The organism is Caldalkalibacillus salinus, from assembly GCF_016745835.1.
Lineage (GTDB): Bacteria > Bacillota > Bacilli > Caldalkalibacillales > JCM-10596 > Caldalkalibacillus_A > Caldalkalibacillus_A salinus.
Window position 1 is genome coordinate 1 of the sequence record NZ_JAERVL010000018.1, and the last position, 13,740, is coordinate 13,740.

Sequence of the window (13,740 nt, forward strand, 5' to 3'; positions counted from 1 at the left end):
TGCTCGTAGCTGTATCCTGGCGCACTTACTCGGTCAATCACTCCTTGGTCATCACCTACCGTTCCATTTGGAAGTTCGCTTAATTCTGAAAAGAAATACACCTAAAGTGAACAACCTAACGTGTTCGCTTTAGGTGCATCATATAAGTTCTAAAGTGTAGCTCGTTTTAAAATCCCAATATACCACTTTTCTCGTGCCATACTTTTTCTAACTCATCTCCCTTTACCTCTTTTTGCCAGTATCCTCTATCAATGTATGTGAACCCATTCTCTTTACAGTAATCTCTATCACCATGAGAGATAATAATTTTATCTTTGAACTTATCGACTGCAACTTCTTTTCCTTTATACAAAGCTTTTGACCTTATTACATATACATCATCTAGCTCTTCAAGATCGACTCAAAAATATGACTTTTTTCTTTCCATATTTTTTCTAATTCTTCTTTTAAGACTTCTTTTTCCCAAACACCAGGCTCAATAAAAGAAAAATTATATTTTTTTCCAAATTGATTTTCTCCTTGAAAAATTACATATTTTCCATTCTCAGTTACTCTTGATACTCCAACCTCTTTTCCTTTGTAAACAGCTTTATAAAATAAATAATAAATCTTGTCTATTTCCTCAACTTTCACTGTTTTTAAATAGTACGTTTCCCCTAGATGCTTTTTTTCAATAAATCCAATATTAATATCTTGTGGATCAGATGAAAATAAATTTACTATCCCTTCTAAAACAGCATACGAGGATTTATAGATTTTATTTTTGTATATAGCGTATTCACCATTTCCTAATTCATACATGATTAATCCCCTTAAAAGTTTTTATTAATTTTTTTTCAGAGTTATAGAAGGCTACAAGCACTTTATGACCTGTTCTAGTAAATTCATATATCTCGGTACCTGCTACTAATTCTCTTTCAAAACCTTCTACATACATAAATTCTGGTACAACAAAATTGTCGCTTAAAGTTGTGCCATTACCAGTATATGGACGACCATCAACATGTAATAGAACTCTTTCTCTAGTCTTATCATTAAGCTTATTTAAAATATTTTCAATCCTTTGTTTATCAACTTGCTTGTTACCGCCAATTGGGATATTTATTTTTGAAATATCGACAGCAGGAAATCTTATAGCCCCTACTGAATAGTCACTGTAATTATAGGCTTTTTGCCCATACTCCTCTACAGTTTTATAATGTAAAGCTAAACCATCAATGATTTCTTCAGGTGTATCAAGGTGTTTTACATCTTGGGCTCTTGTAATAAAGCCCCGTATGTTATATGTTCCACTAAAATAATGTTCGAAGTCACTTGGCTTGATCACCTTTTGCATGATTGTAGTTGGTTCAGGAAACTCTGCATCCAATCTTATTCGAATAATCTTTTCTAGTTCTGTATCTGTAAGCTTGTCAATACTTGTTCTGCGTATTCGGTTAAAGTCTTCAAGAGAAATATTATGTTTTCTTAATATTATCAAGAGTTTCTTGAAATGATTCTTTGAGATGTGCTGAACGGTGTGCCCCTGCTTCCACCGCCTCTATAAAGTTGTCTACCTGACTTGGACCATTAACTCTTAATCTCTCAAGTTCAGATGGACTCTTCTATCAAACAGCTGGTGTATGTTTTCAGGACTGAAGCCTTTTTCTTGGATGTATCGTTTTACCCACGTTGCCTCTGTACGGTTAATGATACCATAACGAGCGTAGTCATTTGGGTCTATATGTCTGTTGGCAGCTCTTCTTTGGTTTACACTTAATGTCTATCTAAAGCCTTCGGCTTGGGCTTTAACTTATTCTTCCCACTCCTGCTCGTAGCTGTACCCTGGGGTACTTACTCGGTCAATCACACCTTGGACATCACCCACCACAATATTCGGATTGACCCATAACTGTCCTTGATGGAAATTGTAGGCAACCATATCTTCATGTATCTCAAACGCTGTTTTCACTCCCTCTGTTAAGTACACGAACCAGTGGTATTTTGGTGGAACAAGCGAATAAAGTAAATTATTTTCTAGCCCTTCTTTTGAATTAGATTTTACTTCGTCTAAGATATCGAGCCCTGATCTCTCAGAGATAAGGCACTTCGCTTCTGCTAGTTGGATCATTCGTAGCTGTTGGGCTAAGTATTTCTCTTGCGATTCTATAACTTCTTCCGTTTTAATAAACTCATCATCTGTTTCTAAATACGGTACGACATACTGGCCTTGTTCTGGCATGGTGTGTGTGTGAATTTTATTTTGATGTATGTTTATAAATAAAGTTTGGGGTCTAATGATTCCTTCAAATTTTTTTGCACAATTTCCTTCAATGACTACACAACGAAAATGCGAAGAATCGTATTGAAGTTGGAAGGAATCTACTGAAGTTATATCGTTATACGTGTATTTAGTGATTATACTAGGATACTCTTTCTGTTCTTTTTCTCTAAGATCTTTGTATTCATACAATTTATACTCGAAAAATTTCTCATCCTGTACCAACTCTTTAAAATCTACAGCCATTTGCAGACACTCTTGCACACGCTTTACGTCATAGTGACATACAGAACTAACAGCATATTTTTCTAGCATTTTGTAAGCCTCCTTACTTGATTTGCCAATGAATAATGTTGATTTGATAACCTTCCTTCTTAAATGCTTTGATTAGTTTATCTCCTAATCTCGGGTCGTAATAATCATCTGGGAAGATATACAATTTTCATCACTGTTTGATTCTCGCCCTGTTTACCTTTCCTATATGTACGCCATACTGTCCGTTTTCCCTGCTGAACGCACTCGCTTAGCTTCTCTTTCAGGTGATCTGCTCCGCATACGCTCATTCCTTCAGATTCGGGAAAGCTTTGCTGCAAGGTAAATGCGCTATCATCAAACAGTGGCTCAAACGATTCAGCCCTTCGAGCTATAATTGAGAAGTATATCATCCAAAAAAACAGCCAAAGAAGAACACTTGAACCAGGCTCTTCTTTGGCTTGATCTTTAGCTTAAGCCTTCGGCTTTAACTTACTCTTCCCACTCTTGCTCGTAGCTGTACCCTGGCGCACTTACTCGGTCAATCACACCTTGGACATCACCCACCACAATATTCGGGTTGACCCATAGCTGTCCTTGATGGAAATCGTAGGCAAACATATCTTCATGCATCTCAAATACTGTTTCCACACCCTCTGTTAAGTACACGAACCAGTGTTATTTTGGTGGGACAGCTGAGTATAGAAAACTACCTTCTAAATCATCTATTGTATCTGATGGTACTTCTTCTATAATATCTCCTACAGAACGCTGAGCAATATGACACTTCACTTCAGTTAATTGAATCATTCTGAGCTGTTGGGCTAGGAACTTTTCTTGTGATTCAATGACTTCTTCCGTTTTAACTTGCTTATTATTCGTTCCTAGGTTAGGAACGAAATATTCTCCTTCTTCCGGCATTGTGAAGGTTCGGATTCTATTATGAAAAATTCTGATAAATAATGTATTTAGGTTTAGTTTTTTTTCAATTTTTTTTACAAAGTTTCCTCCTATAGTTGCACAATAGAAATGCGAGGGATTATACTTCAATTGAAAAGAATCTACTGAACTTATGTCTTCATATTTGTACTTTGCCGTCATATCCGGATATTCATTTAGTTCTTTCTCTCTTAAATCACTGTATTCATACAGTTTGTACTCAAATAACATTTCGTCCTGTACCAACTCTTTAAAATCCACAGCTAATTGTAAGCATTCATCTACGCTTTTTTGTTTTTCGTAATAACAAATACTAGATACTGAATAGTCTTCTACCATTACTTATACCTCCAATGAATAATGTTGATTTGATAACCTTCCTTCTTAAATGCTTTGATTAGTTTATCTCCTAATCTCGGGTCGTAATAATCATCTGTGAAGATATAGGTGAAAACAACTTGTTTGTCTTTATATTTATCTACTGCAATACCTAATCTACGAATGTCTTTTAGAACACCCTCTTCAAAGTAAGCTGTGTCCTTCAAATGTCTATTAAATGACCCTTCGGCATAGTTTCTTGATTCAAATAATATTAGGTTCTGGTTGTCAACTCCTATCACGTCTAATTGAGCTGCTTTCCCATTTACAACGATATCAACGTCTCTTTTCACATCATCTAAGTTCAATACACGCTTGGCTATATTTTCAGTGAATGCTTCTCCGACTATCCCTTTTCTATTTCGGTAATCTCGCATGATGGCGGCATCTTGTAGTTGCTTTATTGTAAGGCTTCGATCCAGTAATTCTCTACTAATACGGTTAGCCATCTCCTCAGATAACAGGCCTGTTGGGCTTCCTTCTACTGTGACTTGATTTTTAACCGTAAATTTTTTACCCAAATCCTCAATGTTTCCAAGGGATTCTCTAACATACGGGTACCTTTTTGTCCCATCCGCTTTTGTAGTATTTTCAAGAGTCAGGAGATCATCTATGTTTTTCGTATCGATTAGGTACGCTCTTCTGATGTCCTTAAACGTATAGCTGTAATCAGTTATAAGTCTCTTCGCTGACGGCCATCCGTTTAGGTTCTGAACAAGATGCTTAAGCTGGCTAGGTGTCACCTCGTTATTGGCGAAGAAGCGAATATCGTCTAGTGCTACATGGCCTCTTATTAATTCTACTACAGATTTTGCTTGTTCACTATTCCTAATGCCATATTGTATAAACGCTTCAGGCTGGATGCCATGTCTTGTTATATAGAGGATATCCTCTGCACGAATCCCATCTGTTAGGAAGGATTCTATCTGATTCATATTGATACCGTCGTTAAGTAAAGACTTGAGGCTCTGTAAATCTTCTATACCATTTCTCGATACGATCTCGATAACATCGTGGTTTACATTCAAACTTCTAAGGTCTGATGCTAGTTCATATATGTTCTCTAATTCTTTTGTTCCGGAATTTTGAGCCAACATATAAATATGAGCATCACTGAATCCTTCTTCGGCAAACCGATGTACAATGCCAGGATTGGATTCGTCAATGAACCGTAACGTTTTGCTAATGAGTTGATCGATGTTGGCTTTAGCCGCTCGAAACAGTTTAGGGAGATACGGGATCATAAAGAAGGCGATCGCTAGCTTTGCTTCTGAGATGATGGCCTCTCCTGCTTCTTCATTGCCATACCTGTAGTAATCCTCTAGTATACTGTTGAGGTGAGCAGCATAAAAATACATTCCTAAGCCTAGTATTAAGCCAATAGCGGTAGCTGGACCACCACTTAAGATTAGAACCCCTGTGGTGAGAATTCCGATCATGGCATCCAAAATGGTGATGATCGTTGCTAGGTCAATGATGAAGGCTGTTGATCCACCATTGATGCCCCCACCGATACGGTACGCTGCCGCACCCGTTTCTGGATCAAGGACAATGTATGCTGTACCTTTCCAGTCGAAAAATTGAATGTCTTCACCTGGAATCGTCACGTGATGTCCTTTATCGATTGCGCTTAATATATCTTGTTTGACGATGGAGCTGACATTAAGTTTTGGGAGTACTCGATCGATATTCTCTTCGGTTACTGTATAGGTTGGGATGCCACGTTCGTTTGCAATCTGAAACAACTTGATCGTTGAGACGGATGGCACCCCGACCGTTTGTTCAAAGATATGGTGTTCCAAGGCTGAGCCCATCATCCCGCTTGCAACCATAAACGCTTTTTCATGCGCTTCGTTCCCATTAAAGCTATTCACAGTAAGGACATTGCGATTGACGTCTACAAATAATCCACCTTGTGACATCTGGACTGGACTCAGAAGGAAATATTTAACCTGGGGTTCATATCCAGTGGTTGTTTCACCTAATAAATGAGTGAAATGGATTTTATGTTGTCCACTTAAAAATGTCTGACTCATTTGAACTTGAGATAGATAGGTCTGAACGATGCCGTGCAAGACTTCCCCCATGATTCCTTCTGAATATGGATCAGAAGTTTCATTAGCCGTCTGAGACACCGCCTCCATCCGCTTCTGTAGCCCCTCTAGTTGATGACTGGAGACCGAGCCAAAGTCTAATCCTACTGCATAGTATCCACCTGTCGTAACTGTATTTTCTGCCTTCTCCGTTCCAATACCTGGGGCAGATAAGTGGATATTGAACGCTTGGCGGTATCCAGCCCCAACAGGTTCTCCTGATGCTACTGTCTGGCCGTCTATCTTCAGTTCAGGCGTTAATTTGATAAGGTATACAGGCGTTTCAAACAGACCACCATAAGCTTCAATGACTTGTTCATCATCTTCTGTCGCTGGTTCCCAGGATAACGTGATTTTTTTACCGTATAGTTCAGCCGCTCGATTGATATAATCGAAATCAAGGGCACCGTTCCAGTTTAGTTGAAAAGGACTGCCGCCTTGAATGGTAAATCTGACGGTTTCAGCAAGTTGGTCTGGTATTACTGAAAATGTCCCCTTTACCTGCGTCGTTGAGTAAGGTAAAGACAATGGCAAAAAGCCTAATCTCTCATCAACGGTCACCCATCCACCAGTAACATCAACGAAATTCCCTTGGTCATCTGGTAATGTGGCTTCTGCATAGTCTAGTAGTCTATCGTACTCCGTTTCAAAAGAGTCTAATAGGATTTGTCCAGGTACTCTGGATGTGGTCAAACCATCTCCAGATCTTTCACTTCCTAGATGAACCTGCTCAAACACAGCCTCAAAATCCACATCAAGCTGACGCTCTAAATCTAGCCCTTCCACATACTCTTTCTGGACAAAGGTCGGATCAAGAGGTACCCAGGTGCTTGAGCCGCTTCGCTCACCGATACCACGATATTCATCATAGGGCACGTACGCTTCAACCCACACGTGTTCCTTTTGGATGGCCGTTATTTCGCCACCAGAGATGATAGAGCGAACCGGTGTCCCTAGTGAGGCCAGGATTTTGGCTGCTGCCTCGGGGGTCTCTGCCCCCACCCAGTTCATCGCGCGCTCGATCGGAATCTCAACCGTGCCATGAGCGTAACGAGCAGGAATGTCGTGGTAACGCAAAAGAGAGATTAAGAGCGACGCTTGGTCTAAGTCGTTCCCGCTACGTTGTTCAAACGTCCCAAACGCTCCTTTACGTGAACCGTAGTACGGCTGGAAGTCGATCTCGTGACGAACGAATTCGTAGATGGCAAGTGGGTCGTTGCCCAGGTCATCAGCCAGAGATACGATCTCTTCTGTCCAGGTTGTTTCTATGGTTTCTTGTAAATCTGCATCCGTCGGCTCAGCTAACTCTGTATAGTCGATGTCAGTAGCACTAGCCTCAACCTGAGCTGTCTCCATGTCTTCCCCAAGGATCACAGTCTCAGGCTCTGCGTCGAACTGGCGATGAGGGAGCTCGTTGCCAAGTAACTCATGTGGCACTTCTGGCGCCAGTATGTCCTTTAAGGCGTTAAGCTTCTGCGCCCATTGTTCATCAGCTGACGCTTGTTCCGATGCGTCTTTTTGGGTTTGTTCTGCTTTGTTTTTATCCTCCGATTGCACCTCTTCCACATACGTGGCGACTTCTTCTAACGTCGCTTCTAGTGTGGCAAATTGATCATCGATTTCGGCTCTTTTCTCTTTTAAACGTCGTTTCCCTACGCTTGAGCCCGCTTGTTGTAAAACTTTTTCATGCTCTTTCCATTCTTGGACTAGGGCCTTCTTTGCTTCTTTGACCTCTTTTTGTATCGATTGGATGGATCGGCGTACGTCGGCATAATCACGTTGTTCCCACCCTCGCTCTAATGCGTTGTACTCGGTCGCAAGCTGTTCGGCGAGCTGACCAAGAACGGATAAATCAGCGGCGTTATGGCCCGATTGAGCCATAACGTGCTGTTCATTTTGCTGTGTATTGTGCTGTGCAAAATACGCTTGCTGTGCCATCGCATCTTGCATGTGATAAGAGGCAATCAGCTGATGACTTGGAAAGCCAAAGGTGAAAAAGAACGAGACTAGGATCGTTAAAATCAGAATTTTAACAGATGTGTGACGCGGGTTAATCATTGACCTCTACCTCCAGGAACCGTTTTTGCTGTAGATAGGCAAGAAGCTGCTCCAATCGTAGACGTGTCTCCTCCTGCCCGTCGTCCTTCGTTAGAAGTTCAAGTGATTTGACGATGGATGTGATGCGCTCATCTAATCCTTGAATCGTCTGGGCTGGTGACTGTTGTTCTGCTCTGAGCTGTTCGAGTGTACGATTGATCTGTCCTTGACCTTGTTTGATTTGTGCTTCATCTAACGCCGTAATGGCATGGTGTAATAGCGCATCACGCCCGACTTGAACATCAATAGAGATCGTGGTCGGATCTAAGGTGACCCACTCTTCTTCGTTTTCAAACGCCGGATAGATGGTGACTGGATACGTCCCTTTTTCCATCGGTTGTGTTGTCACGAAGGTTAATGTTTGGGGTTCTACAGGAACAGTGCCTGTCCACTGAAGCGTGTGATCCTGCTGGATGAAGTCCCCGCTGTCTAAGATCTGCACTTCTTCTGGTAAAGAAATCTCCACTTTTGTATGGAGTGCAGCGCCTTTTGCTTCTAGCTTAACAGCGTACGTTGTGTGTCCACCTGTCTCCTTGTTCACTTCCCTCGGTGACACGTGTTGTAGGACACGCTCTGCTTCTTTGTGGAAAGCTACGTCATCTTCGTCAGCCATGCGTAGCATGGATGCGTTGAGATAAGCGGCTTTTCCCCAGCCATACGTCGTAGGGTCCCAGTGATTATCATGCGTCGATTTGTCCTGCCCGGATTGAGATGGCTTTGGACGATCGAAGACGTCATAAACCCAAAAGTCTGCCAGGTTAAAGTCCTCTGTCGCCATAAGCCCTTGTCCCTTGTGCAGTTGAGCGAGCAGCTCTTGATCGTGTTGAGCGGTTAACGGACGCTTGCTGTCTTGTAAAACGTAGACGTTATAAGCACCTGAGCGTAAGGCTGTAAGGAAGGCTTCTTCGTCACGAACCACCTTCACTGTGGCGCCGAGTTCAGTGAACGTTGAGGCGAGTTTGTCCTCCCCACTTTCGGTCCATAAGAGCATGCGTGTCTCCGATGTGACCTTCAGATCCGCTTCTAAGCCTACTTCGAGTATAAATCCTGTGGTGGACAGATTTAGCCATTCCCCGTCTGGACGTTGAACCTGTAACGAAAGGAGATAGTCACCGGCGTCGAGCTGTGTGGTTGGGATTAGGGCCTCATGCTCCAACGTTTCACCCTGCTCTAAAGATACGGTACTGGTGATCTCTTCTCGCTTTTGTTCGGTATTTGGATCGAGTACATATAAATGCACGGGAATGTCCTCGATATCTGTATTACCGTTATTAGTGAGCGTGTAAGTCACTTCAGCTTCCTGTCCGATATAGTATTGACGTTCAGCCACTGACAGGTCACCTGCGAGTCCCACATACGTCTGATCCGTTTCTTCGATGACGACTGTCACGTCTTTCGTCGTGTGGCGGGTATCATCGATCCACACCTCAGTTTGAAGCGTGTATGTCCCGGGAGCTCTGTTCGTTTCCTCAAATGTAAAGGCGACCTCACGCCTATCCTCAGCTGATAAGGAGATGTCTCGTTCTTGTGCTGTGATTATCTCACCGTCTTCCGTCAGCCATCGCGTTTGGACCTTGATCTGATCATACGTGTCATTTTGATTCGTATTATTCAGGACATTGGTCACAGTGACAGGTTCACCTGGTGCATAGTGGGCTTGGTCAGTGTGTATGTCTAGATCAACGGTGCCATCTCCCTGAACTGTGATTGGGATGACGCGTTCGACAAACGTTCCGTCTGCTTCCTCGGCACGAACGACGAGTTCATACTGACCTGTGTAGGTTTGACCGACTGACCAGGTATACGCCTGTTCTATGTTGTGATGCCCCTCAATCGTGATGACTTCTGAGGTCAATGCCTCAACGCTCGTTCCCTCTTCATCCACGATGTCCACTTCCAAGGTGACATCCTTGGATTCTGTCGTATCGTTTTCTATTGTCACGTCGACTTGTAGTTCATCATCCGGGTAGAGTGTGGTCTCAGACGTTGTCACTCCGAGTCCTAGTGTTCCGGTTGTTTGAACCTTAAGGTCAGGTAAGGATTGTGTATGAGAATAGCCGTCCACATCAATATATGTGAGCGCCGTATCCTTGGTGGCGACCACTTCGGTGGATGGGTCGACATCCTTGGTTTGTAACGCTAGTGTGATAGACTCTAGCTGTTCAAATGTGATCACATCATAGGTCCACTCTACAGTGACTTCACCGTTGTCGTGTGTCTCAACGTTGGTTGGTGAAGGCGATGTTTGCTGCTCATCCAATGTGACATAGGATGGCAAGGTCGTTCTTAGGGTCACGTCTCGTCCAGACACGTTAAAAATCTGGTCTCCGATTTCGACCATCATCTCTTCCAACTCTTCCATCGTCGGGCTAAAGCGATAAGTCCCACCCGTGATATCTGCAATGCGCTGTAGTATCGTTTGATCCGCTCCACTTCCTAGTCCGATGGTGTGGACCGTTATGTCAGCGTTCGCTGCATAGCGTGCTTGATTAATCAGGTATGAATCTGATACGTAACTTTCGGCACCATCAGTCATAAGAAGGATGATTTTATCATGCTCTGGATCACCGTTTTTCAGCAATCTGCTTCTCGTATCACGCATGGCATAGCCGATCGGCGTGCCACCATAAGGTCGACGTAAATTTTCGAGCGCGCCTTTCAAGCGATCTTTGTCACTTGTCAGACTTTGACGGAAATACGTCCAGTAGGAATAGAATTGTGCCACAAGCGCCCGATCCTCGTTCTCTAATAAGTCCACGACATGCTTGGATGCCTCAATGGCATAATCGAAACGGCTCGGTGTCGCCCTGACATTATCCGTATCTCCCCAGGCCATGCTCCCCGAGCTGTCTAAAACTAAGGCGAGATCAACAGGGGCCCGTGTATTCTCTAGCGCTCGCCCTATGCCTTCAACCTCATACTGTACCTGAAGCTCGTCTTCCTCAGGGTGAATCGTTTTATCCTCTATTTCCTGTCGCGCTTCCACTTTTGCTGGAATTGGCTCTGGATGGACGTCGAATCGTTTGGTCTCAGCGAATATCTCCTGATCCTCATGAAGCAAGCGCGTTTCGATCGTATATGTTTGTGCCTCACTCACGTCCGGCTCAAACACGGGACCTGAGATGAGCACTGTATCTGAACTGATGCCATGCTCATACGTCGTCCGATCCTCAGTGACGGTTTCCCCATTTGCATCAAACACGTGTGTTTGTATCGTCAGTGTGCCCTCAATATTCGTCATTGGGTACAGATAAGAGGTGATCGTGACGTCGTCAACCTCCTCATTCACGACGGCTTGACGTGGAGATGTCACGGTGACGCTCTGCCACTTAAATGTAGGTTGGACGGTAAATGTTTTCGTCACTTTCTCGATAAGGACACCCGTCTCTTCATCTTTAAAAACGGCTGTCAACTCATATTCTCCAGGTTCAGCATTTAACACAGACCAATGGTAGCGGTCGCCTTCTTTTGGCAAGGGATACTGTTGACCTTCGTCATCCTGTACCCATAAACTGACCTGAACTGGCGACGTGCTATCGTAGAGAGCATCCGCGATGAGGGTATCATAGGCCTCGAATTGATCCGTTTCCACTAGTGAGGCTTCCTCAGCTGTAGGCTCTGGCTCCGATGCTCTCTCATCTTGAGAGTCTATAGCGGTCTCCTCTTCGGGTCTCTCCTCTGATTGATACAGTAAAAGGTCATGAACGACGAGGTCATTGTTGGGTTGCAAGAGTAAGAATTGTGTCGCCAAGGTGGTGATATATAGATCGTCATCCCAGCTCCCGTTCTCTTGCTGCTGTTCAAGGAGTTGTGCCACCACGGCTTCACGATCGTCAAGCCCGGTTGTCTTTAACAGAGCCGTTAGGACGAGTAAGGTTTCTCTTGGGTGTTCAAAGGTGTGAATGTGAGATTCAACATCACTCGAAGCTAAATAGGCGGCCGCGTCTAAGATAGCGGCTTGTAATTGGGTTTGATCTAAGGTTGTCGTTTCCGAAGGATGTAATGAATCCCACTGTCTATGCAGTCGGTCTAAGGTGAGGGTAAGTTGTGCTGTGAGGCGTATGGACGCTTCTCCCTGGCTGCGATAACGCCAAGCGCCATCTTGATCTTGTTGTGCTAGTAAGTATTCAGTGGCTTGAAACAAGGACGCTTGGTCCACATCCTCGGGTTGTACACTGAGATAATTGTTTACAATGAGTGCAGTATCCAAAACATTGCTTTCGTAATACGGAGCCATGCCCCAACCTCCGTCATTATTTTGTGAGGTTAACAGGGCTTCTGCCGCTGTGTATCTTTCTTCTGAAGCTAGAAAAGGCCACTGCCGAGCAAGATGGTCGTGATTTAACGGTTCTTGATTTTGCAACCATTCGACGGCTTTTTCTCCTATGCCTGTCTCCCACTCAGTGTGATTGCTAAGTTGCAATGTATGTAGGATCTCCGATGTATACCTGATGTCTAAGGGACTCCTGCCCCATTCTCCTGCTTCGCCTTGCTGGCTACTTAACCAGTCAAAGGCATTATTAATGGCACCCTGCACGTCCTCATTAGAGGCTTGCGTTTCTGCTGATGCAGATTGAACGAGTGCACCCGTTTGAAAAAATGATGACAAGAGCATCATACAGACCAGCATCGCACTGATAAGCTGTGGTCTGTTAAAACGAAAGTATGATACCTGACCCACATGGTCCCCTCCTCTATTCTATTATTTGGACTTCTAGCCACGTTCATGGCAAATACAAGTTTCTCATAGTGTGTCAACATCAAACGAACGTTCTTTCAGTCCAACGACCTACTATATTCTAAACTTTCTACAAAACTCCTGTTTCTTCAACATAAAAGTGACCAATAGCCTAGACATATGTTTGGAAAGTTGAAATAAATTGGGTCTATAGATATACCTCCGAAACCTAACAATGCCATTATATGGCAATATATTAGGATATTTTAGAAATTTTTTAAAACATGTTGTATTTTTGATCGCTAATCTCCTTTTATGAAGTAGAAGCGCTTCTAAAAAATGAAAAGGGGGATTTCTAGATGAAAATTATGATTGATCCTGGGCATGGTGGATCTGATCCAGGTGCAGTAGGAAACGGGTTACAAGAGAAGGATTTGACACTGACGATTGCGAGGCATATACGAGACTTCTTAGTCAACGAGTATACGGGGGTATCTGTCAACATGACAAGAGACTCTGACGTATACGTAGGACTGTCTCAGCGGGCGAATATGGCCAATTCCTGGGGAGCCGATTACTTCATGTCCGTCCATATTAACGCAGGTGGTGGAACAGGCTTCGAGTCATATATTCATACGACAAGAACAAGCGGATCTGTCCGTGCCCAAGATATTATTCACCCTGAGATTGTCCGTGCCATGAATGTACGCGACCGCGGTAAGAAAAGCGCAAACTTTGCGGTGTTGAGAGAAACTTATATGCCAGCTATCCTAACGGAAAACTTGTTTATTGATCATTCTAGTGATGCTGCGCTATTAAAAGATGCAAACTATCTCCGAACGATAGCGAGAGGCCATGTTAACGGGTTAGAGAAGGCCTTTAACCTACAGAAAAAGTCGGGGGACGGTGGCGATACATTACATCGTGTCATCGTAGATGGGACACAAGTAGGCGCCTATTCTGAAACGCAGAATATACTAAATCAAGTGGATAACCATTTAGGATCTGCTAACGACATTCTGGTTCAACGTGTCTAATTTAAA

At 43.3% G+C, this 13,740-nt stretch carries 9 protein-coding genes; 1 reads left to right on the forward strand and 8 read right to left on the reverse strand.

Annotated elements, in window-relative coordinates; translation table 11 throughout:
- Positions 1-166: 166 nt before the first annotated feature.
- From JKM87_RS11615 to JKM87_RS17925, 8 genes are all read right to left on the reverse strand, one after another.
- Positions 167-352, reverse strand: a complete 186-nt coding sequence (locus JKM87_RS11615; RefSeq protein WP_202080540.1) for a hypothetical protein — start codon at positions 350-352, stop codon at positions 167-169.
- A 29-nt stretch (positions 353-381) separates the two neighbouring features.
- A complete protein-coding gene (locus JKM87_RS11620) occupies positions 382-801 on the reverse strand; it encodes a hypothetical protein (protein WP_202080541.1) in 420 nt (139 codons plus the stop codon).
- A complete protein-coding gene (locus tag JKM87_RS11625; RefSeq protein WP_202080542.1) occupies positions 794-1,480 on the reverse strand; it encodes a hypothetical protein in 687 nt (228 codons plus the stop codon). The genes JKM87_RS11620 and JKM87_RS11625 overlap by 8 nt, the downstream gene beginning before the upstream one ends.
- Before the next feature lie 312 nt (positions 1,481-1,792).
- Complete coding sequence (locus tag JKM87_RS11630; protein WP_202080543.1) at positions 1,793-2,575, reverse strand: hypothetical protein; 783 nt, start codon at positions 2,573-2,575, stop codon at positions 1,793-1,795.
- Between the two features lie 429 nt (positions 2,576-3,004).
- Complete coding sequence (locus JKM87_RS11635) at positions 3,005-3,145, reverse strand: hypothetical protein (RefSeq protein WP_202080544.1); 141 nt, start codon at positions 3,143-3,145, stop codon at positions 3,005-3,007.
- 45 nt (positions 3,146-3,190) lie between these two features.
- Complete coding sequence (locus JKM87_RS11640) at positions 3,191-3,790, reverse strand: hypothetical protein (protein ID WP_202080545.1); 600 nt, start codon at positions 3,788-3,790, stop codon at positions 3,191-3,193.
- Positions 3,790-7,980 carry a transglutaminase domain-containing protein gene (locus tag JKM87_RS11645; RefSeq protein WP_202080546.1) on the reverse strand — a complete coding sequence of 1,397 codons (4,191 nt, stop codon included), beginning with the start codon at positions 7,978-7,980 and terminating at the stop codon, positions 3,790-3,792. Before JKM87_RS11645 ends, JKM87_RS11640 begins: the two co-directional genes overlap by 1 nt.
- The gene (locus JKM87_RS17925; RefSeq protein WP_202080547.1) at positions 7,973-12,700 is read right to left on the reverse strand and encodes a VWA domain-containing protein; all 4,728 of its coding nucleotides are present in this window, start codon (positions 12,698-12,700) and stop codon (positions 7,973-7,975) included. The genes JKM87_RS11645 and JKM87_RS17925 overlap by 8 nt, the downstream gene beginning before the upstream one ends.
- Positions 12,701-13,056: 356 nt before the next feature.
- On the opposite strand from JKM87_RS17925, the gene JKM87_RS11655 reads away from it, so the two are divergent.
- Positions 13,057-13,734 (forward strand): N-acetylmuramoyl-L-alanine amidase family protein, encoded by a 678-nt coding sequence (locus tag JKM87_RS11655; RefSeq protein ID WP_202080548.1) that lies wholly within the window; start codon positions 13,057-13,059, stop codon positions 13,732-13,734.
- Positions 13,735-13,740 lie beyond the last annotated feature (6 nt).